General features: G+C 66.4%; 23 protein-coding genes. 10 read left to right on the forward strand and 13 right to left on the reverse strand.

The genetic code is table 11. From position 1 onward, the window contains the following. Positions 1–106 precede the first annotated feature (106 nt). From ACIPRI_RS23295 to ACIPRI_RS23325, 7 genes are all read right to left on the reverse strand, one after another. Positions 107–322, reverse strand: coding sequence for a hypothetical protein (locus ACIPRI_RS23295; protein ID WP_446623874.1), 216 nt, complete (start codon positions 320–322; stop codon positions 107–109). A gap of 133 nt (positions 323–455) precedes the next feature. Next, on the reverse strand, positions 456–1,118 hold the full coding sequence (locus ACIPRI_RS23300) for a dihydrofolate reductase family protein (protein ID WP_446623875.1): 663 nt from the start codon (positions 1,116–1,118) through the stop codon (positions 456–458). Between the two features lie 61 nt (positions 1,119–1,179). Then, on the reverse strand, positions 1,180–1,695 hold the full coding sequence (locus ACIPRI_RS23305) for a class IV adenylate cyclase (RefSeq protein WP_446623876.1): 516 nt from the start codon (positions 1,693–1,695) through the stop codon (positions 1,180–1,182). A 37-nt stretch (positions 1,696–1,732) separates the two neighbouring features. Next, positions 1,733–2,308 (reverse strand): GNAT family N-acetyltransferase, encoded by a 576-nt coding sequence (locus ACIPRI_RS23310; protein ID WP_446623877.1) that lies wholly within the window; start codon positions 2,306–2,308, stop codon positions 1,733–1,735. A 91-nt stretch (positions 2,309–2,399) separates the two neighbouring features. Beyond that, positions 2,400–2,966 (reverse strand): cyclophilin-like fold protein, encoded by a 567-nt coding sequence (locus ACIPRI_RS23315; RefSeq protein WP_446623878.1) that lies wholly within the window; start codon positions 2,964–2,966, stop codon positions 2,400–2,402. 28 nt (positions 2,967–2,994) lie between these two features. After that, the gene (locus ACIPRI_RS23320) at positions 2,995–4,209 is read right to left on the reverse strand and encodes an MFS transporter (RefSeq protein WP_446623879.1); all 1,215 of its coding nucleotides are present in this window, start codon (positions 4,207–4,209) and stop codon (positions 2,995–2,997) included. A 95-nt stretch (positions 4,210–4,304) separates the two neighbouring features. Further along, positions 4,305–5,417, reverse strand: coding sequence for an alpha/beta hydrolase (locus tag ACIPRI_RS23325; protein WP_446623880.1), 1,113 nt, complete (start codon positions 5,415–5,417; stop codon positions 4,305–4,307). 156 nt (positions 5,418–5,573) lie between these two features. Between ACIPRI_RS23325 and ACIPRI_RS23330 the strand changes: the two genes are divergently transcribed. The 4 genes from ACIPRI_RS23330 (at position 5,574) to ACIPRI_RS23345 (ending at position 7,983) form a co-directional block, all read left to right on the forward strand. Beyond that, positions 5,574–6,488, forward strand: a complete 915-nt coding sequence (locus tag ACIPRI_RS23330; RefSeq protein WP_446623881.1) for a LysR family transcriptional regulator — start codon at positions 5,574–5,576, stop codon at positions 6,486–6,488. A gap of 135 nt (positions 6,489–6,623) precedes the next feature. After that, positions 6,624–7,382, forward strand: a complete 759-nt coding sequence (locus ACIPRI_RS23335) for a class II aldolase/adducin family protein (RefSeq protein ID WP_446623882.1) — start codon at positions 6,624–6,626, stop codon at positions 7,380–7,382. 27 nt (positions 7,383–7,409) lie between these two features. Continuing rightward, positions 7,410–7,640: a 4-oxalocrotonate tautomerase gene (locus tag ACIPRI_RS23340; protein ID WP_446623992.1), complete on the forward strand. Its 231-nt coding sequence runs from the start codon at positions 7,410–7,412 to the stop codon at positions 7,638–7,640. Positions 7,641–7,650: 10 nt separating this feature from the next. Continuing rightward, positions 7,651–7,983: a DUF1090 family protein gene (locus ACIPRI_RS23345; protein ID WP_446623883.1), complete on the forward strand. Its 333-nt coding sequence runs from the start codon at positions 7,651–7,653 to the stop codon at positions 7,981–7,983. 19 nt (positions 7,984–8,002) lie between these two features. Here ACIPRI_RS23345 and ACIPRI_RS23350 read toward each other — a convergent pair whose 3' ends face one another. The 4 genes from ACIPRI_RS23350 to ACIPRI_RS23365 form a co-directional block, all read right to left on the reverse strand. Then, entirely contained in the window at positions 8,003–8,230 is a 228-nt protein-coding gene (locus tag ACIPRI_RS23350; protein ID WP_446623884.1) for a hypothetical protein, read from the reverse strand. A gap of 137 nt (positions 8,231–8,367) precedes the next feature. Next, a complete protein-coding gene (locus ACIPRI_RS23355) occupies positions 8,368–9,492 on the reverse strand; it encodes a response regulator (protein WP_446623885.1) in 1,125 nt (374 codons plus the stop codon). Next, entirely contained in the window at positions 9,489–9,866 is a 378-nt protein-coding gene (locus ACIPRI_RS23360) for a response regulator (RefSeq protein ID WP_446623886.1), read from the reverse strand. The genes ACIPRI_RS23355 and ACIPRI_RS23360 overlap by 4 nt, the downstream gene beginning before the upstream one ends. An 84-nt stretch (positions 9,867–9,950) precedes the next feature. Further along, positions 9,951–12,389, reverse strand: coding sequence for an ATP-binding protein (locus ACIPRI_RS23365; RefSeq protein ID WP_446623887.1), 2,439 nt, complete (start codon positions 12,387–12,389; stop codon positions 9,951–9,953). Positions 12,390–12,541: 152 nt separating this feature from the next. Here ACIPRI_RS23365 and ACIPRI_RS23370 point away from each other — a divergent pair, with 152 nt between their 5' ends. Both ACIPRI_RS23370 and ACIPRI_RS23375 read left to right on the forward strand, forming a co-directional pair. Beyond that, complete coding sequence (locus ACIPRI_RS23370) at positions 12,542–13,540, forward strand: ABC transporter substrate-binding protein (RefSeq protein WP_446623888.1); 999 nt, start codon at positions 12,542–12,544, stop codon at positions 13,538–13,540. Positions 13,541–13,586: 46 nt separating this feature from the next. Next, positions 13,587–14,063, forward strand: a complete 477-nt coding sequence (locus tag ACIPRI_RS23375) for an outer membrane protein assembly factor BamE (protein WP_446623889.1) — start codon at positions 13,587–13,589, stop codon at positions 14,061–14,063. A gap of 10 nt (positions 14,064–14,073) precedes the next feature. Here ACIPRI_RS23375 and ACIPRI_RS23380 read toward each other — a convergent pair whose 3' ends face one another. Next, entirely contained in the window at positions 14,074–14,535 is a 462-nt protein-coding gene (locus ACIPRI_RS23380) for a hypothetical protein (protein ID WP_446623890.1), read from the reverse strand. Then, on the reverse strand, positions 14,532–15,686 hold the full coding sequence (locus ACIPRI_RS23385; RefSeq protein ID WP_446623891.1) for an MGDG synthase family glycosyltransferase: 1,155 nt from the start codon (positions 15,684–15,686) through the stop codon (positions 14,532–14,534). Before ACIPRI_RS23385 ends, ACIPRI_RS23380 begins: the two co-directional genes overlap by 4 nt. A 217-nt stretch (positions 15,687–15,903) precedes the next feature. On the opposite strand from ACIPRI_RS23385, the gene ACIPRI_RS23390 reads away from it, so the two are divergent. From ACIPRI_RS23390 to ACIPRI_RS23405, 4 genes are all read left to right on the forward strand, one after another. Beyond that, a complete protein-coding gene (locus ACIPRI_RS23390; protein WP_446623892.1) occupies positions 15,904–17,727 on the forward strand; it encodes an FAD-dependent oxidoreductase in 1,824 nt (607 codons plus the stop codon). Next, positions 17,727–19,595: a 2-oxoacid:acceptor oxidoreductase subunit alpha gene (locus ACIPRI_RS23395; RefSeq protein WP_446623893.1), complete on the forward strand. Its 1,869-nt coding sequence runs from the start codon at positions 17,727–17,729 to the stop codon at positions 19,593–19,595. The genes ACIPRI_RS23390 and ACIPRI_RS23395 overlap by 1 nt, the downstream gene beginning before the upstream one ends. A gap of 10 nt (positions 19,596–19,605) precedes the next feature. Then, a complete protein-coding gene (locus ACIPRI_RS23400) occupies positions 19,606–20,661 on the forward strand; it encodes a 2-oxoacid:ferredoxin oxidoreductase subunit beta (RefSeq protein WP_446623894.1) in 1,056 nt (351 codons plus the stop codon). Between the two features lie 64 nt (positions 20,662–20,725). Next, complete coding sequence (locus ACIPRI_RS23405) at positions 20,726–21,211, forward strand: CBS domain-containing protein (protein ID WP_446623895.1); 486 nt, start codon at positions 20,726–20,728, stop codon at positions 21,209–21,211. Positions 21,212–21,227 lie beyond the last annotated feature (16 nt).

The raw sequence follows: 21,227 nt of genomic DNA on the forward strand, positions 1-21,227 counted from the left end.
AGCTGCAATACAACGAAAACTGCAAGCCGTTCACCTGGACCGCCACCGCCGATTCAATCCTTGGGAAATTCGCCCGGCTCTGCGGGCGAATTACTGGGACAGGACACTAGGGACTCACGCTCTGAGCGGCAGCACCCGGCTGCCCGTCGTGCGCATCCGCTCCGGTCTCGTGCGGCGCGGGGCACCAGCCGATGGTGGCCTTCACGATTTCATGCGCGCTGGGCTCGGGCGGTTGCGCAATCGCGCCGACCGTTCCCAGGGTCAGCGTGACGCCGTACATGAGGGGAGACCATTTACCTTTGGGACTTGTGCGAAGCGGCATGCCGGTACTCCTGTATGGAGCTAGGCTATCTGCCCGTCGCGCGGCCGCCGTGTAAGACGGCGCGCCGAGATGCGATGCAAAGCAATGCTTTGCGCCGCGTTCGTACAACCTAAGTAAGCACACCAGGGCCTGGTCACGGCGCCTCTCGCTGCAGGAACACGTGCGCAGCTTTTTCGGTGGGCGTCTGCCGGACGCAGCGGTAGCCGAGCGCGCGCAAGTCGAGCCCGTGAAACAGCGATTCGCCGGCGCCCAGCAGCACCGGCGATACGGCCAGGTGCAACTCGTCGATGAGCTTGGCTTGCAGATACTGGCGGACGGTCGACACGCCGCCGCCCAGTCGCACGTCCTTGCCCTTGGCGGCGGCCTTTGCGGTCTTCAGTGCGGCATGGATGCCATCGGTGACGAAGTGAAAGGTCGTGCCGCCTTCCATTTCGATGGGCGCGCGGGCGTGATGCGTCAGCACGAACACCGGCACGTGATAAGGCGGGTTTGCGCCCCACCAGCCTTTCCACTCGTCGTTCGGCCAGGGACCGCGGATCGGGCCGAACATGTTGCGCCCGAGGATCCAGGCGCCCACGTTGTCGAAGCCGCGCTGCGCCAAATCGTCGTCGGTGCCGGTCTCGCCCCCGTCCTGGCCGATCATCTTCTTGAAGGTGCGGGTGGTGAGCATCCAGCCGTGCAGCTCTTCGCCGTGCACACCCAAGGGGTTTTGCAGGCTCTGGTCGACACCGGCGCCGTAGCCGTCGAGGGAGAGGGCGAAACAGTTGACGCGCAGGCGTTGTCGCTTTGGGGTCATGGCATGTGGCTCCAAGGGGATCGAGGATGACAAGTCTTGCGCTTCCTCGCGAGCTGCGCAATCACGCGTCCCACGCGATAAGGTCCACGTACGCGCCCTCCACGAGCTGGCTCGGCTCGATGGACAGCTCGCGCATCAGGCGGTGCGCCTCCTGCATGCCGTGCTCGGCGGATTCGCCCTCGTTCAGTACCACCTCCAGCTCGACAAAGCTGCCCAGGCCCTGCACCTCGTCCAGGTGAATGCGCGTGCGTCCGGCCAGGTAAAGGATGCGCTGCTTCAGCACGCGGCCCGCGCTGCCGTACGCCAAGGCCAATGTCTCGCGCAAGGCATCGGGCTCACCGGTCGCGGTGCGCAGGTAGAAGGATTCCTTGGGGCCGGCCTGGTCGGCGCGCCGGTAGAAGATCAGTTCGCCCGTGCCGTCCGCAAAGGCGCGCAGCTTCAGGCGGCCATTGGGGCAGGGGAAGAAGCTGTCGTCCTGCTGGATGTCGATGGGGCCTTGTGCACCCAGGCGCTGCGCCGCTTCGGCGATGGGGCGAAGATCGGAAACGCGGGCCTTGATCTCGATGTTTCTTGCCATCTCAATCAAGGCAGAGTGAAGAAAACATTGGTGGGCTTCAACTTGGTCTGCCTTCCGGAAGCGAGGTATGGGTGGCGGGCGCATCCAGTTGGTAGAGCACATGCGCGCGCGTATCGGCGAGATTGTCCGGCGTGAGCTCGCCCTGCGCCACGCGCGCGAAGCCGGCGCGCTCCAGCGTGCGCTGCGACGGCAGGTTGTCCGCATGGGTCGGCACCAGGATGCACGAGGCGCCGGGGTCGGCGCGCCAGCTGGCGTCGGCAAAGGCGCGCAGCATGGCGCTGCCCAGGCCCTGGCGCAGCAGGGTCGGTTCGCCCAGGAAAAAGTCGATGCTGCTGGCGCGTGCCGGCACGTCGATCAGCGCTGCAAGCTCGGCCAGGTACTCGGGGTAGGCGGCAAGCCGGTAGCGCTGCACCAGGCTCAAGGGTGCGCTGTCGGCCAGGGCGATGAAGACCTGGGCGGGCTCACGGCCGTCGATGCAAGCGCCGTAGTCCTGCTCCAGCGCCGTGGGCGAGGGGTCGTCGGCCCACCAGCGCGCCACGTGCGGCTGGCACAGCCAGTGGCCCAGCAGCGCAAAGTCGGCGCGTGCGAGCGGACGGAAGCTGATGCTGGGCATGAAGCAAGACTATCAAGGGCGGCATTGCGGCGTCGTCAGCAGGGAGCGCGTCCTCACGCTGAAGTGGCGCCCCAACTCGGCATCCGGCTTTCTAGTTCTTGGAAAAGACCACCCGTACGTCGCGCCGGCCGAGCGCCTGGGCCAGACCGGCGGGGTCGTCTACGCGGCCGAGACGCGTGTATGAGTAGGGCGAATCGAAGGTCAGATAGAAGACGACCACGGTGCGCGAGCCCCACAGCAGGAGATCGCCGTCGCGGATCGTGCCGGGCCGGTTCGCATCCGTCGGCAGCGCCTTCGGCAACTCGCCGTGCTTCTCGTTGCCGTTGAGTTCCTCCATGTCCAGCGTCAGCGGCAACATGGCGGCGAATGCGCGAGCAGCATCGGTGTCGGCCACGGTAATAGCGAAGCGACGTTTGCCGACGATCATCCACATGCGTGATTCCTCCGATCTCATGGATGCCTGAGCGGCATCCGGCGCGGCGACAGCAGGCGCCGCAGGGGCGGTTGACTGGTCGGCATTGCAGCCACCGAGCGCAAGGAGAAGAAGCGGAAGACTCAGCCGTCGCATGACCCGCAGGTGCCAGGAATGACGACGGCTCGCCACGGGAACCGGGACGTATCGGCTGCCTTTGCCGGCATCAAAGGTTTCGTTGGCCATGGGGTTCTACTTGCAGCGCGGAAATGGATTAGGCGCTTTGCTGCGCATGCGCGCGTGAGGTCTGAAAGGTTAGGAAGGCGCCGATCAGCAACACGACCGCGCTTGCCAAAAAGGTGCTTCGAAAGCCGCTGGTATCGAACAGCACACCGCCGACGGTCGAACCCAGGGCGATGGCAAACTGGATGACAGCCACCATCAGGCCGCCCCCCGCCTCGGCGTTATGCGGCATCGCCTGCGCGATCCAGCTCCACCAACCCACGGGTGTGGCCGTTGCCATCAATCCCCACAGACCCAGCAGCACGGCCACCGGAACCACCCAGGCGCCAAGCGGAATCATCGCCACGGCAATCACCGACATGAGGATCGGGATGGTGATGAGCGGACCGTACAGGCCACGCTCGAGGATCGCGCCGATGACCAGGGTGCCGATGAAGCCCGCTATCCCGATCACCAGCAGCAGCAGCGACAGCGCGGACACGTTGACGTGCGTCACCGTTTCGAGGAACGGACGCAGGTAGGTGAACAGCGCGAACTGGCCCATGAAGAACGCGCCGCACCCTGCCATGCCGAAGGCGACGGTGCGGCTCTTGAACATCTTGAACACGTTGCCGGAGCCCGGTGCGCGTGCATCTGTTTTCATGGGAGGCAATGCGATCCATTGCCAGGCCAATGCGATCAGCGCCACGGGCACCAGGGCGAAGAACGCCCCGCGCCATCCGATGATGGATCCCAGATAGCTCCCCAGTGGTGCGGCAATCACGGTGGCCAGCGCGTTGCCGCCGTTGAAGATGGCCAAGGCCTTCGGCACCAGGCTGGAGGGCACCAAACGGATCGCCATGGCTGCGGACATGGACCAGAAGCCGCCGATCACCACACCGATGAGTGCGCGGCCGGCCATATAGATCAGATAGTTCGGAGCCAGCGCCACGATGGCGCCGGAGATCCCCATCAAAATGCTCATCACCAGCAGCAGCGTCTTGCGATCCATGGTGCCGGCCAGCGCCGAAATCGTCAGGCTGGTCAGCACCGCGAATGCGCCCGATATCGCGATGCCTTGACCGGCCATCCCTTCGGTGATCCGAAGGTCGGTGGCGATCGGCGTCAGCAGGCTGACGGGCATGAACTCGGAGGCGACGAGTGCGAACACGCACAGCGACATGGCGAAGATGCCGCTCCAGTAGGCGGGTCGATCTCCAGCTTCGGATTGAGCCCCCGCGGGGGCATCAGATGTGTTGGGTGTCATGGAGTTCGTTGTTGTGCTCCGATGCTCAAAGGGAACCGCCACGCGTCCGGCGGACGCGCACCGTCCGTCCGCCTGGATGCGGCTCCTTCAAGCCGTCATGCCGATGCCAGGTGTTGCTTGAAGAAGGACGTCAGCTTGTCGAACGGGATCACGTCCACACGGTCGTACAGATCGGTGTGGTTGGCGCCCGGGATGATCATCAGTTCCTTCGGCTGCGCCGCAGCCGCGTAGGCGGTTTCACTGAAGTAGCGCGAGTGGGCCTTTTCGCCATGGATGAACAGGACCGGACGCGGGGAGATTTCCGCGATGTAGGTCAGGATCGGCATGTTCATGAACGCCAGCGGCGTAGTCTGCGTCCAGGAGTTGCCTGAGTTGACCGCGCGCGCATGGTAACCGCGCCGCGTCCCGTAATAGTCGTGGTAGTCGACCAGGAACTGCGCTTCGCCACCCTTTAGTTCGTTGTAGGGCGGTTGATAGGCCGGGGTTCCATTTTCCGCATCTTTCCATCGCTGCCGGCCAAGTTGCTCCAGCATCTGCGTGCGCTGTTGGAGAGTCACGCTGTCGTTGTAGCCCTTGGACATGACGCGTGTCATGTCGTACATGGTGCTGGCTACGACGGCCTTGACGCGCTTGTCCACCGCGACGGCATTCAACGCCATGCCGCCCCAGCCGCAAATGCCGATGATGCCGATTTGCTCGCGATCGACGGTGGATTGCAGGCCAAGAAAATCGACTGCCGCGCTGAAATCCTCGGTGTTGATGTCTGGCGAGGCGACATTGCGAGGCTCGCCGCCGCTCTCCCCGGTGCAGGACGGATCGAACGCCAGCGTGACGAAGCCGCGCTCTGCCATCGTCTGCGCATAGAGGCCTGACGATTGCTCCTTCGCTGCGCCAAACGGGCCTCCAATGGCAATCGCCGGCAGCTTGCCGCCGGCATTTTTCGGCCGGTACAGGTCCGCCGCCAGGAGGATGCCATAGCGGTTCTTGAAGGTGACCTTCTTGTGGTCGACCTTGGTGCTCTTGGGGAAGGTCTTGTCCCACTTGTCGCTGAGTTTCACGCGCGATTGGGCGAAGGCGGGCGCCGTGGCGATCGCGCCGACACTCAGCGCGGCGATGCCTGTGCCGGTCATCTTGAGCAAGTTGCGACGGCTTGCACCGGCAACGCCCACATCGGCAATTGCGTTGCCACCTCCATTGGAATTGTCCATGGTGAATTTCCTTTCATGCTTCCATCTCGGCCGAAAGCGCAGGCCCGTCCATCGGTATGTAGCGAATTTTCCCGTGTGTCGAACACCTTGACTAGCTAATCAATACTTAAAAGGTCTATAAGAAAGACTAATCAAAAGCCATGGGAAACTGAAAGCATGGTCAGACGAAACCTCAACGATCTCCTCTCATTTGTGACGGTAGCGCGGGAAGGCAGCTTCACGCGCGCGGCCGCGTTGCTGGGCGTGACCCAATCGGCGCTGAGCCAGGCCATCAGTGGCCTGGAGGCCAGGCTGGAGATCCGCTTGCTGACCCGAACGACCCGCAGCGTGTCGCCGACGGCCGCCGGAGAACGGTTGCTGCGGGCCATCGGGCATCGCTTCGACGAGATCGAATCGGAGCTGGACGAGTTGTCGGAGCTGCGCGACAAGCCGGCCGGCACGGTGCGCATCACCTGTGGCGACCATGTGCTCAAAACCACGCTCTTGCCAAAGGTCGCGCCACTGTTGCACGAGTATCCAGACGTCAGGGTGGAATTCGACGTGAACTATGGATTGAGGGACATCGTGGCGGATCGCTTCGATGCGGGCGTGCGCTTGGGCGACACGATCGACAAGGACATGATCGCGGTGCCGATTGGTCCCAAGCTGCGAATGGCCGCGGTTGCAACGCCGGAATACTTCGCCAAGCATGCTGTGCCGAAAACACCAAAAGACCTGACCAAGCACAGTTGCATCAACTTGCGCTTTCCCACGCATGGCGGGCTGTACGTCTGGGAGTTCGGCCGCCGGGGGAAGCAGTTGAATGTTCGCGTCGATGGCCAAGTCACCCTCAACAGCACTCCGCATATCGTTCTTGCGGCACTGGACGGCTTGGGTATTGCGTATCTCCCGGAAGAAGAATTTGCTCCGCACATTGACGAAGGGCGACTCGTCCGGGTGCTGGAAGACTGGTGTGTGCCATTCGAGGGCTACTATCTCTACTACCCAAGTCGACGACAGCCATCACCCGCCTTTTCGTTGGTGGTCGATGCGCTGCGTTCGCAGGATGCTGCTGGAAAGAAGTGCCGATAGCGCCTGCTCGCCGTTCCGTCGGCTGGATGGCTATCAGGAAGCGGTTCCGGAATGGAAGCCTTCGATCGCGCCGCCCGGCGTCCTCGCGCTAAAGTGGCGGCCCCCTCGGCCCGGCCACATGCCTCGATCCATCGAATGAACGCCGCCACCCGCCAGCGTCCCACACGCACCGAACAGCAAGTCCGCATCGACTTGGCCGCCGCCTACCGCATGGCCGCGCAAAACGGCTGGGACGACACTGTGTACACGCATCTGTCGGCCAGCGTGCCCGGCGAGCCGGGGCACTACCTGCTCAATCCTTTTGGCGCCACCTTCGACGAGATCACGGCCTCCAGCCTGGTCAAGGTCAACGTGCGCGGCGAAGTGGTCGATGGCTCGGGCGCACGCGTCAACCCCAGCGGCTTTGCCATCCACGGCGCGGTGCATGCGGCGCGGCCCGACGCAGAGTGCGTGATCCACCTGCACACACCCTGGGGCGTGGCGCTGTCGATGCTGCCGGGCGGTCTGCAGCCCACGTCGCAGTACGCCATGCGCCTTTTCAATCGCCTGGGCCGCCATGCCTATGAAGGGCTGGCCCTGGGCGCCGACGAACAGCAGCGGCTGGTGCAGGCCCTGGGCGATCTGGACGGCCTGATCCTGGAGAACCACGGGACCCTGGTCGTCGGCCGCACGGTGGCCGAGGCCTGGATGCTGATGCACCTGCTGGAGCGCGCCGCCAAGGCGCAGCTGCGCGCCATGGCCGCGGCCGGCGGCGTGGTGCGTGCGGTGAGCGACGAGCTGGCGGCGCGAACGTACGCCGAATGGGTCGGCGACGGCAGCGAGTGGGACGGCGACGTGGAGTGGCCGGCCTTGTTGCGCCGGCTGGACCGCGACTCGCCCGGCTACCGCGACTGATTCATTCATTCACTCATTCATTCATTCATTCATTCACAGGAGAAACAACCCATGCCCACCATCCGCGTCGAAATGTTCGAAGGCCGCACGGTCGAGCAGAAGCGCGCCTTCGCCCAAGCCGTGACCGAGGTTGCCGCGCGCACCCTGGGCACCTCGCCCGATTCGGTGGACGTCCTGTTTTTCGAGATCGCCAAAGAGGACTGGGCTACCGGCGGCAAGCTGTGGAGCGATCCGCCTGCGGCCAAGCCGGTGGGCTGATGCTGCCTATATGCGCGTGAACCCTTGCTTTTTGGCCATCGCGCTGGCTCTGGCGACTCCCGCCATCGCACAGCCCGCGGGCCAGGTGGACAACGCTGAATGCAAGGCCCAAATAGCCGCTATCGAGCGGGACATGGACTTGGCCCGCTCCAAAGGCCAAATGCTGCGCCGCCGGCAACTTGCTGAGGCGTTGGCCGCGTTGCAAGCGCGTTGCGAGGCGCTCGCCCCGGAGGAGAGCCGCGCAGCGAGCATCGAGAGGTTGGAGCAAGAAATCCGGGAACTGCGCAAGGAGCTCGACCATGCAGAGGAGCAACTGCGCAAGTTGAAGAGCGAGGCCCTGTGAAGGCTCGCAGCGCACTGCATCACTTACCGGCCCGGAAGCCTTTTCCTTGCATGCACAAATTGCGAAGTTCGTCCTGCTCCGCCTTGGGTGTCTTGTTCAGTCGGATCTGGTATTCGCATTCAGACATGGCCGTCTGCGCATCTTCCTCGCTGATTCCCTGTTTGACGTAACGAGGCCCGGAGGAGCCGCAGGCGACAAGCGTGAGTGGCACAGCGATAGCGAAACAGGTGGAGCGAATTGCGCGCATTGAATGAACCAGGATGTGAGTCGACGCATCCAAGTTATCCCGCAGAGGCGGGCGGATGCGCGCGCGTTTTCCTCAAAGTCGAGTAGGAAAGCAATGCAACGATGTGAAGGATTGCGCGCCGTCGAATATCCCGAACCTCAAGCGCCAGCGCTCGCCCGCCAGGCCGGCACCTTGCGCGCAAAGCCCTTCAGCTCCAGCTCGCCCGCCGGCTCGATCACCCAGCCGCCGTCCTCGCCCATGTCCTGCAGCGCGGCGCGCACGCGCTGCGAGATCAGGATCTGGCCGCCCGCCGCCTCGCCGCACAGCCGCGCCGCCAGGTTGGTGACGGTGCCGATGGCGCCGTAGTCGATGCGCCCCGCAAAGCCGATGCCGCCCAGGGTGGCAAAGCCCTGCGCGATGCCGATGCCCATGTGCAGGTCGTAGCCGCGGCGGCGCCATTGCCCACTGAGGGCGGCCATCTGCGCCTGCATCTGCGCCGCCATGCGCAGCGCCCGCGCCGGTGCGTCGGCGATCGGCTGCGGGTCGTTGAAGAAAATCATCATGCCGTCGCCGGAGAAGCGCTCCAGCGTGCCTTCATGCTGCAGCACCAGTTGGCCCATGGCGGCGTGGTACTGGGCCAGCACGCCCATCACTTCTTCCGGGTCGGCGGTTTCGGTGAAGGCGGTGAAGCCGCGCAGATCGAGAAAGACGACGGTGATCTCGCGCCGGTGGCTTTTGAGCGGATCGTCGGCGCCGCCGGCCAGGATCGCCTCGGCCAGCTGTGGCGAAAAAAAGCGCTTGAGCTGGCCCACGCGCTCCAACTGCTGCACGCTGTCGGCCACGCGCTGCTCCAGCGTGATGTTCCATGCCTGCAGCTCGGCGCGCTGGCGCTGCACCTCGTCGTAGAGCGACTTCACGCGCAGCAGCGAGCGCACGCGCGCCATCAGTTCGGCCTGGTGGATGGGCTTGCTCAAGAAGTCGTCGGCGCCGGCCTCCAGGCCCTTGATGCGTTCCTGCTCCGGGTCGAGCGCGGTCACCAGCACCACCGGCAGCACGGCGCAGGCCGGGTCGGCGCGGATCGCGCGGCAGACCTCGTAGCCGTTCATGCCAGGCATCATCACGTCCAGCAGCACCAGGTCGGGACGGTCGGCGGCGATGCAGGCCAAGGCCTCGGCGCCCGATGCCGCGGTGCTGGTGTGATAACCCCGCGCGCCCAGCACGTCGGCCAGCAGCCGCACGTTCTTGGCCACGTCGTCCACCACCAGGATGTGTTCACTCGTCATGGCGCGCGGCCCTCCTTCAGCAGGCGCTCGACCACGGCCAGGAAAGGCCGCAGCGAGATCGGCTTGGTCAGGTAGGCATCGAAGCCGGAGCTGCCGATGTGGCGCTGGTCCTCGGGCATGACCGAGGCCGACACGGCAATCACCGGCACCGCGTCCAGCGCCGCATGTTCGCGAATGGCCCGCAGGGCGGCGATGCCGTCCATGGCCTGCAGCTGGATGTCCATCAGGATCAGGTCGGGCCGCTGCGCGATGGCCAGCTGCACGCCCTGTTCCCCGGTGCGGGCTTCCAGCGTGGCGTGGCCGTGGTGCTGGAGCACGTCGCGCACCAGCTTCATGTTCTTCTCGTTGTCTTCGACGATCAGAATCTTGCTCATATGTTTACCCCCACGCTTGCCACTTCGTGTGCTGCGCTGCCCCCGACGGGGCGCGAGCTTGCTTGGGGCGGCTCGGCGCGGCGCTCATATCACCGCCTCCAGGGTCTGCAGCGGTAGCGACAGGGTGAAGGTGGTGCCTTCGCCCGGGCGGCTGTCGACGCGGATGCTGCCGCCATGCAGCTCGACAAAGCGCCTGGCCAGCGCCAGGCCCAGGCCGGTGCCTTCCGCCTTGCGCAGGTAGTCGCCGCCGGCCTGGCGGAATTCCTCGAACACCAGCGCCTGGTCCTCGGGCGGGATGCCAACGCCGGTGTCGCTCACGTGCAGCTCGGCCAGCGTCCGCCCGTCCTGATCGATGCGCCGTGCCGTCACGCGCACGCTGCCGCCGGCCGGAGTGAACTTGACGGCGTTGGACAGCAGGTTCACCACCACCTGCTTGAGCTTGCGCGCGTCCGCCACCCAATCGGCCAGGCCTTCGCCCACCTCGAGCGAGATCGCAAGGCCGCTGCGCTGGGCCCGCTCGCGCACCAGCATCAGCGCGTTGTCCAGCAGGAGGCCCAGGTCGAAGCAGCTCAGCTCGAGCTCCATGCGGCCGGCCTCGATCTTCGACAAATCCAGCACGTCGTTGATCAGGGTCAAGAGGTGCTGGCCGGAAGAATGGATGTCGCGCAGGTACTCCATCTGCTTGTCGTTGAGCGGGCCGAACATTTCTTCGGTCAGCACTTCGGAAAATCCGATGATGGCGTTGAGCGGCGTGCGCAGCTCGTGCGACATGTTGGCCAGGAAGGCCGACTTGTGGCGGTTGGCGTCCTCCAGCTGCCGGCTCTTGTCCTCGATCTCGCGGAACAGGCGGGCGTTCAGGATGGCAATCACCGCCTGGTCGGCGAAGGTCTCCACCAGCCGGACCTCGGCACTCGAAAACGGCGCCACGTCCTTGCGCAGCACGTTGATGACGCCGATGGAAGCGCCTTCGCGCACCAGCGGCACCGCCAGCACGGTGCGAAAGCCCAGGCGCGTCTGCGCCTCGCGCGAGGCGGGGTAGCGCGAGTCGAGCAAGCGGGTGACGTCTTCCACGTGGATGGTGCGGTGCTCCACGAAGGCGCGGCCCACCACCGTGGTGCCGGCCTGGTCCAGCACGTCGTCGCGGCCGGCGTCGACGCCGCCGTCCACCTGGTAGCCGGTCATGGCGCGCAGCTGCTCGCCATCGGGCAGCCAGACGCGGCTGCCGTGCGCGCGGCACAGGCGCACGGCGCGCTCCGCCACCGCCTGCAACACCGGCTGCAGGTCGGTGGGCGATCGGCTCAGCACGCGCAGGATGTCGGCCGTGGCGGTCTGGAACTCGAGCGAGGCGCGCAGCTCGGCGGTGCGCAGCTCCACCTTGCGTTCCAGCTCGCCGTAGGACTCGCGCAGCTGCGCCGACATGCGGTTGAACTGCTCGGCCAAGCCTTCCAGCTCGTCGTTGGTGCCCACCACGATCTGCTGGCTGAGCTCGCCCCGGCCGATGCGCTGCGCGCCGCGGGCCAGGGTGCGGATCGGCCGCACCATGCTGCGCGCCAGCAGCGAGGCCGCCAGCGCCGAGATCGCCAGCCCCGCCAGCAGCAGGATGGCGGCGCGCAGGATGGAGGCGTTGAGCTTGGCGTAGACCTCGGCGATGGGCTGCTCGACGAACACCTTCCAGCCCAGCGGCTTGATCGGCACCATCGAGCTGAGCACGGTGGCGCCGCGCAGGTTGCGCGAGACCATGGCCTGCTCTTGCAGCCCGTCGTCGGCCAGCGCGGCCTGCACATGGGGCAGGGCGGCCAGGCTGGTCTTGCGCAGCACCAGGCCGATGTCCGGGTCGGCCACCAGCAGGCCGTTGCCGTCCAGCACGTAGGCCTTGCCTTTTTCGCCGATGCGGATGCGCGAGACCACGTCCCAGATGAACTTGAGGTTGAGCTCGGCCACCGTCACCGGCGCCTGCGCGCCCTCGGCGCGGATCGCCACCGTCATGTAGGGCTCGGTGTCGCGGTTGAAGTACACGGGGCCGTACCAGGTGGTGCCCGGCAGCGCATGGCGGAAGGCCGGCTCGGCCGAGCGGTCGTTTCCCGAGCCCTGCACGTCCAGGCCCAGGCGCGACACCGCGATCTCTTCGCGCCCGGCGTGGTCGAGCTGGGCGATGTCGGTCACCTCCGGCGCCTGGCGCAGCAGGCGCCAGAACTCGGTTCGCTGCGACTCCAGGTCGGTCGCGTCGATCTGTGCCAGCGAAGCATAGGCCAGTTGCTGCGACAGCTGCAGCACGTACTGCTCGATGCGCGAGGCCGCGCCCACGGCCTTCTCGTGCTGCATGCTGGCCACGGCCGACTTGTTCTCCTGGTAGGAAAAATACAGGCTGATGGCGCTGGAAGCGAGCAGCACCGAGGTCACCAGCGAGAGGATCAGCAGCAGGTACTTGCGGAACAGCCGGCCGCGCAGAATGCCGCGCGCATCCTGGGCCGTCGGCGCAAGCTCGCCCGACAGGGAGGCAGGCGAAGAATCCGGCGGCTTCATGGCCTGTCAATTGGACATCGGGCTTCGGGCGATGGGAAGACCACTGTCCTAGTGCGATTGGCCGAGGGCAGCCGGCCGCATGCGGCACAGGCAAAGGGTCGCCGGAGGCGCAAAATTCGCGCTTTGCCGATGCTGCAACAAGGAGCGCTTCGATGCGCGGCAACAAGTTCCTTTGGGCCGTGATGCGTGGGCTGCTGCTGATGGCGGCGGCATCATTGGGCATTGCGGCGCAGGTCCAGCAGGCGCGCAAGATGCCGCGCCTGGGCTACCTGGCGGCTGTCTCGGCCAGCGCCGACGCGCCGCGGCTGGAGGCCTTCCGGCGCGGCCTGCGCGAGCTGGGTTATGTCGAAGGCCAGAACATCCATGTCGAATACCGGCACGAGAGCCAGGACCTGCGGCGCCTGCCGGAACTGGCAGCGCAATTGGTCGCCCAGGACATCGACGTGCTGGTGACCGTCACCACCAATGCGGCGCAGGCGGGCCGCAAGAGCACGTCCACGGTGCCCATCGTCTTCATGGGCGTGACCGACCCCATCAGCGCCGGTCTGGCGGAAAGCCTGGCGCGGCCGGGCGGCAACGCCACCGGCATCACCAACGTGGCGGCCGTGCTGACCGGCAAGCGGCTCGAGCTGCTCAAGGAGGCCGTGCCGAAGCTGGTGCACGTGGCGGTGCTGTGGGATCCGAAGGCGCCAGGCTCCATTCCGCAATGGGAGGCCAGCCAGGAGCCGGCCCGCAAGCTGGGGCTGCAGCTGCATTCGATGGTGGCCAGCAGTCCTCAGGATTACGCGGCTGCGTTCCAGGAGGCGCTCAAGGCGCGCAGCACCGCGGTGTGGGTCACGCTCAACCCGGTCGCCAACTCCAACCAGAAGCTGATCGCCGAGCTGGCCGTCGAGAACCGACTGCCGTCCATCTGCGCCCGTGGCGACTACGCGGAAAACGGCTGCATGATCGCCTACGGCCCGGGCTACGACACCGAGGGCAAGGACGGCGCCCGCTACGTGGACCGCATCCTCAAGGGGGCCAGGCCGAGCGACCTGCCGATCGAGCAGCCGACCAAGTTCGAGCTTGTCATCAACCTCAAGACCGCCAAGCGCCTGGGCTTCGCGATTCCGCGCTCGGTTCTGAACCGCGCCGACAAGGTGATCCAATAGGCGCATGACCATGACGAACCGATCGACGACACGATGGAGGTGCCTGATGGCGGGTGGATTGCTGGGCGCCGCGTTGTCCTTGCTGGGCTGCGATTCGCGGCGCATCGAGAAGCTGGAAGAGGGTGTGTCGACCGAGGCCGATGTGCGCAAGACCTTCGGCGAACCCGAGGCCGTATGGGACTCGTCCGCGGGCCGGGTGTTCGAATACAACCGCCAGCCGGCCGGCCAGAAGAACTACATGATCACCATCGGCCCGGACGGCAAGATGGCCGCCCTGCGCCAGGTGCTGACGCCGGCCAACTTTGCCAAGGTACAGCCCGGCATGGGCGCGGAAGACCTGCGCAAGATGCTGGGCAAGCCGGCCAGCCGCACGCCCTATCCGCTGAAGAACGAGCTGGAATGGGAATGGCGCTGGGTTCAGCCGCCCAACTCGCCGATGGTCTTCACCGCAGTGTTCGACAGCAGCCAGCTGCGGGTGCTGCGCAGCGGCTCGTCGCCCGACCGAAGCACCGAGGCGCCCTAGGAGCAGGCTCCTAGACGCCGCGGCGCTGGCGCCAGGTCAGCAGCGCGGCGCAGCCGAGCAAGCCCAGCCAGTAGTCGACCGGCGCACCGCCCAGCCAGCGCGTGTGCCAGGGGATGTGCGCGGGACCGAAGCGCTGCCAGCCCCAGGCGGGGTTCAGCAGGAACCACAGGAAGTCCTCCGCCACCCAGAACAGCGACAGCCCGGCCAGCGCCAGCAGCGCATCGCCCAGGCGCCAGCGGCCGTTGAACGCCAGCGGCGCCAGGAAGGCCAGTGCCATGAAGGAAAACACCCAGGCGTGGTAGCCCGTCATGGGGCGGCCGCCCCAGAAGATGTCGAGCAGCCAGTGCTGTTCGATGCGCCAGGTCGGCAAGGCGGTGGCCCAGCCGGCGGCCCCTTCGATCTGCACTTCGACCTTTGCAAAGAAAAAGGCCATGAGCGCCACCCAGGCCAGGTAGACCGCGGTCCGGGTCATGCGTTCACCTTGTCGCCAGCGGCGCCGCCGAGCACATGGCGCAACACCTCGCGGGCCGCATCGGGCCGTCCCAGTGCGCGGCTGCGCTCGGCCATGTCGGCCAGCTTGGCGGGCATGCGCATGAGCTGGCCGATCTTGTACTCGAGGCCGATCGCGTCGTAGGCCAGCCAGGCCGCGCCTTCCTCCATCAGGAAGCCGGCGTTGTGCTCCTCCTGGCCCGGAATGGGCGAGATCAGCAGCATGGGCCGGCCCAGCGCCAGGCACTCGGAGACCGTCAGGCCGCCGGGCTTGCTGACCACCAGGTCGGCGGCGTGCATCAGCTTTTCCATCTCGTGGGTGAAGCCCAAGGGCCGCAGCCGGCCCGCATGGTGCGGCGCCATGGCCTGCAGCGTCGCCAGCGCGTCCGCATTGCGGCCTGCCACGGCAATCACCTGGAAGCCATCGCCCAATGCCAGCAGGCGCCGGACCATGCTGGGCAGATCGCCCACGCCCGCGCCGCCGGACGTGATCAGCACCGTGCGGCGCGCTGGGTCGAGGCCGAGTGCTTCGAACAAGGCCGGGCGCGGGGCGGGCGCGGCAGCCAGCGCCGTGAAGGCGGGCATGACGGGAATGCCGGTGACGTGAATGCGGTCGGCCGCCATCCCGCGCGCCTGCAGCCGGAAGGCCACTTCCGGCGTGGCCGCCAGGTAGCCGGCCATGCCGGGCACCAGCCACATGTTGTGCAGGTCGTAGTCAGTCACTTGCAGCCACACGGGGCAGGCCAGGCGCCCCTTCAGTTGCTCGCGCATCAGCAGCTCGGCCGGCAGGAAGTGGGTGCAGATCACTGCGTCCGGCCGCTCGCGGCGGATGGCGCGCAGCAGCGCCGTGGAACTGAGCCGCTCGATGGCCCGGCGCAGCCGTTGCGAAGCCGCGTGGTGCGGCGTGCTGTCGCTCTTCTGATGCAGGTAGGACCAGAGTTCCGGCGCGCGGTTGATGAGCCGGATATAGCCGTCCGCGTAGATCTTGCGAAAGCCCGCCGCCACGTGCGCCATGGCATCGATGTGCACCGCGCTGCAATCCGGATGGTGCTGCCGGACGGTGGCCTCCAGGGCCTGGGCCGCGCGCACGTGGCCGTGGCCGGCGCTGACGCTCAAGAGAAGAATTTTTGTCATGGGTGGTCTGGTGCTCGCGGCGGCGATTATCCCGAGGCCACAAGACAGTAAGACAGTGCCAAATCGGAAGTGGGTGGGGCGGGGCTGCGGGAATCCACCAAGTCTTGTCACCTTTTGTAGCGGCGCATACTGGCAGCAGTCCGCTGACCGAGCGGACACAGAAAGACCCGCACCGGCTTCTCCCCCGGGAGCCGCGGGCGGCAGCCAGGAGACCACTTTGCTGCGTACGAATATTGCGAACCCGGCCTACTTTCACAAGGTCGTCGATTGCCAATACGCCTGTCCGGCGCACACCCCCGTCCCCGAATACATACGCTTGATCGCGCAGCGCCGCTACGGCGATGCCTACATGGTCAACTGGGTGTCGAACGTCTTCCCCGGCATCCTGGGCCGCACCTGCGACCGGCCCTGCGAGCCCGCTTGTCGCCGGGGCCGGGTGGAAGAAAGCAATGCGCAGGATCCGGAGCCGGTGGCCATCTGCCGCCTGAAGCGGGTGGCGGCCGACATGAAGGAGGACGTGCGATCGCGCATGCCCACCGTCGCACCGCCAAACGGCAAGCGCATTGCCTGCATCGGCGCCGGGCCGGCATCGCTCACCGTGGCGCGCGACCTGGCGCCGCTGGGCTATGAGGTGACGGTGTTCGACGGCGAGGCCAAGGCCGGCGGCTTCATCCGCACGCAGATCCCGCGCTTTCGACTGCCCGAGTCGGTGATTGACGAGGAGTGCGGCTACATCCTCGACCTGGGCGTGGCGTTTCGCGGCGGCCAGGCCATCGCGTCGATGAAGGCCCTGATGGACGAGGACTGGGACGCCATCTTCGTCGGCTGCGGCGCGCCGCGCGGTCGCGACCTCGACCTGCCCGGCCGCATGGAGGCGGCGGCGAACATCCACATCGGCATCGACTGGCTGGCCTCGGTGTCCTTTGGCCATGTCACGACCATCGGCAAGCGCGTGATCGTGCTGGGCGGCGGCAACACCGCCATGGATTGCTGCCGTTCCGCCCGCCGCCTGGGCGGCAGCGACGTGAAGGTGATCGTGCGCAGCGGCTTCGACGAGATGAAGGCCTCGCCCTGGGAGAAGGAAGACGCGGCGCACGAGGGCATTCCCATCATCAACTTCCATGTGCCCAAGGCCTTTGTCCACAAGGACGGCAAGCTGGTGGGCATGACGTTCGAGATCGTCAAGGCCGAGTACGACGACAAGGGCCGGCGCCGGCTGGTGCCCACCGGCGAGCCCGATCCCTACTTCGAATGCGACGACGTGCTGGTGGCGGTGGGGCAGGAGAACGCCTTCCCCTGGATCGAGCGCGACTGCGGCATCGTGTTCGACGAATGGGGGCTGCCCAAGCTGGACAAGGTCACGTTCCAATCCACCGTGCCGCACGTCTTCTTCGGCGGCGATGCGGCCTTCGGCCCCAAGAACATCATCTGGGCGGTGGCGCATGGGCACGATGCGGCCGTCTCCATCGACAAGCTGCTGCACGACGAGCCCGTCCGCGAGCGCCCGCCGCCCATGACCAACCTGGTCTCGCAGAAGATGGGCATCCACGAGTGGAGCTACGACAACGACACCTCGAACGACCTGCGCTTCAAGGTGCCCTGGGCCAAGGCCGAGAAGGCGCTGGCCAGCATCAAGGTGGAGGTGGAACTGGGCTTCGATGCCGCCACCGCCTTCAAGGAGGCGCAGCGCTGCCTCAACTGCGACGTGCAGACCGTGTTCACCGAAAGCGCCTGCATCGAATGCGACGCCTGCGTGGACATCTGCCCGATGGACTGCATCAGCTTCACCAGCAACGGCGAAGAGCGGGAGCTTCGAACGCGGCTGAAGGCACCCGCCCTCAACCTGGCGCAAGACCTGTACGTGTCCGGTGGCCTGAAGACTGGCCGCGTGATGGTGAAGGACGAAGACGTCTGCCTGCACTGCGGCCTGTGCGCCGAGCGCTGCCCCACGGGCGCCTGGGACATGCAGAAGTTCTTGCTGGAGATCACGCCGGCCGGGCCGGCCTGCCGTTCCGCCGTGCCGCAGGAGGTGGCCGCGTGATGAAACAGATTCAAGCCACCAACGACTTCGTCATCAAGTTCGCCAACGTCAACGGCTCGGGCTCCGCATCGGCCAACGAGCTCTTTGCCAAGGCCATCCTGCGCATGGGCGTGCCGGTGAGCCCGCGCAACATCTTCCCCAGCAACATCCAGGGCCTGCCCACCTGGTACGAGGTGCGCGTCAACGAAGAGGGCCACCTGGGCCGGCGCGGCGGCACCGACATGATGGTGGCGATGAACCCGCAGACCTGGGACGCGGACGTGGCCGAGCTGGAAAGCGGCGGCTACCTGTTCTACGACAGCACCCGGCCGCTGCCGCCCTCGAAGTTCCGCGAGGACATCCGCGTGATCGGCATGCCGCTCACCGAGATCTGCAACGCGGTTTATCAAGACCCGCGCCAGCGGCAGCTGTTCAAGAACATCGTCTACGTCGGCGCGCTGGCGGTGCTGCTGGGCATCGAGCCCGAGGTGATCGAGAAGCTCTTCGGCGAACAGTACAAGGGCAAGGAGAAACTGCTCGATTCGAACGTGCGGGCGCTGCACTTGGGGCTGGACTTCGTGCGCGAGAACCTGCGCGAGCCCATCGGCCTCAAGGTGCGGCGCGCCGACCGGGTGGGCGACCAGATCTTCGTGGACGGCAACAGCGCCGCCGCGCTGGGCTGCGTCTACGGCGGCGCCACGGTGGCAGCCTGGTATCCGATCACGCCCTCGTCCTCGGTGGCCGAGGCCTTTCAGCGCTACTGCGCCAAGTTCCGCACCGACCCGGCCACCGGCCAGGCGCGCTACGCCATCGTGCAGGCGGAAGACGAAATCGCCTCCATCGGCATGGTGGTGGGGGCGGGGTGGAACGGGGCGCGCGCCTTCACCGCCACATCCGGCCCTGGCGTGTCGCTGATGACCGAGTTCATCGGCCTGGCCTACTTCGCCGAGATCCCCGTGACCATCATCAACGTGCAGCGCGGCGGCCCATCGACGGGCATGCCCACGCGCACACAGCAGGCCGACATCCTGAGCTGCGCCTATGCCTCGCACGGCGACACCAAGCACGTGCTGCTGTTCCCGGAAGACCCGCACGAGTGCTTCGAGCACGCGGCCGCGGCACTGGACCTGGCGGATCGCCTGCAGACGCCGGTGTTCGTCATGACCGACCTGGACATCGGCATGAACCAGCGCCTGTGCAAGCCCTTTGCCTGGGACGACGCCAAATCCTACGACCGCGGCAAGGTGATGAGCGCGCAAGAGCTGGAAGCCGGCAAGGAGTTCGGCCGCTACAAGGACGTGGACGGCGACGGCATTCCGTGGCGCACCCTGCCGGGCACGCACCCCAGCAAGGGCAGCTACTTCACCCGCGGCACCACGCGCGACCCCTATGCCCGCTACTCGGAGCGCGGGCCCGACTACATCTACAACATGGAACGGCTGCTGCGCAAATTTGCCAGCGCCGCCAAGCTGGTGCCGGCGCCGGTGTTGCGGCCGGCCGCAGGCAAGACCGAGCTGGGCGTCATCTACTTCGGATCGACCAGCCCGGCCATGCGGGAAGCCCTGGCCGTGCTGGAAGAAGAGGAGGGCGTGCACCTCGACGCGCTGCGCCTGTGCGCCTTTCCCTTTGGCGACAGCGTGGCGAAGTTTCTGGAAACGCATGGCCAAGTGTTCGTGGTGGAACAGAACCGCGACGCGCAGATGCGCAGCCTGCTGGTCAACGAGCTGGGCATCGCGCCCGAACGGCTGGTGCCGGTGCTGCATTACGACGGCACGCCGATCACCGCGCGCTTCATCGCCAAGGCCATCAGCGAGAAGGCGCGCGGCAAGGCCGGGCCCGAGCACGTTGTTGCCGAGCCGCCGCCGATGATCGGCGCGTCGGCGAAATGAAGGAGAGCCCATGACCTACCTGGCCAAGCCCCGTCTGCACCACCCCACCTTGGCGACCAACAAGGTCGGCTACACGCGGCGCGACTACGAGGGAAAGATCTCCACCCTGTGCGCCGGCTGCGGGCACGACTCCATCTCGGCCGCCATCATCGAGGCCTGCTGGCAGCTGGACATCGAGCCGCACCGCGTGGCCAAGCTGTCGGGCATCGGCTGCAGCTCCAAAACGCCGGACTACTTTCTGGGCGCATCGCACGGCTTCAACACGGTGCATGGGCGCATGCCCAGTGTGCTGACCGGCGCCAACCTGGCCAATCGCGACCTCTTGTACCTGGGCGTGTCGGGCGACGGCGATTCGGCCTCCATTGGCCTTGGCCAGTTCGCCCACGCCATGCGGCGCGGCGTGCGCATGGCCTACATCGTGGAGAACAACGGCGTCTATGGCCTGACCAAGGGCCAGTTCTCCGCTACCGCCGACCAGGGCAGCAAGAGCAAGAAGGGCGTGGTCAACACCGACAGCGCCGTCGACCTGGTGGCCATGGCGCTGCAATTGGGCGCGAGCTATGTGGCGCGCGGATTCTCGGGCAACAAGGCGCAGCTGGTGCCGCTGATCAAGGGCGCCATCAGCCATGGCGGCGCGGCGTTCATCGATGTCATCAGCCCCTGCGTGGCCTTCAACAACCACCCCGGCAGCACGAAGAGTTACGACTATGTGCGCGAACACAACGAAGCGGTGAGCCGCATCGACTTCATCAGCAGCAAGGACGAGATCACCGCCGACATCGGCCCCGGCGAGGTGATGGACGTGCGCCAGCACGACGGCACCCTGCTGCGCCTGCGCAGCCTGCACCCCGACTACAACCCTGGCGACCGCTACGCCGCCATGGCGTACATGCAGAAACACCAGGAGATGGGCGAGGTGCTGACGGGCCTCTTGTACGTGGATCCGCTGGCCACCGACCTGCACACGGCCCTGAACACCACCGACCGGCCGCTCAACAGCCTGGGTCCCGCCGAGTTGTGCCCGGGCGCCGGCGCGCTGAAAAATCTCAACGCGGCCTTGCGCTGAGGCGGCGGCTGCTTCAACATCACGCGCTTCGAAATCGTCGTCGTTCGAAGAGAGGGGCAATGCCATGGCCATCACCATCTCGACAACCGGCAGCCGCTACGGCAGCAACGGCGGTGACGAGCGCACCGTCTTCCAATCCATCTCGCGCAAGCACGTGCTGTGCATCGGCCCGCAGGCCAGCATCCGCGAAGCCGCCGGCGTGATGACGCATGCCAACTGCGGCAGCGTCCTGATCATGGAACCGCCCGACATCCTCTTGGGCATCCTGACCGAGCGCGACCTGATGACGCGCGTGCTGGCCAAGGGGCTGGACCCGGAGCGCACCAAGACGCGCGACGTGATGACGCCCAACCCCATCTGCATTCCGCCCGAGACGCCGGTGTCGGACGCCGTGTGCCTGATGCTGGAGCGAGGCTTTCGGCACCTGCCGCTGGTGGCCGGCAAGAAGGTGCTGGGCGTGTTCTCGGTCCGGGATGCGCTGCCCAGGGAGCTGGGAACGGCTTGGAGCCTGGCGGAGTTCAACGAGCAGGTGAATGACGTGCTCGGCTGACGGCACGCTCCCCGTG

The organism is Variovorax sp. LARHSF232 (assembly GCF_052871435.1).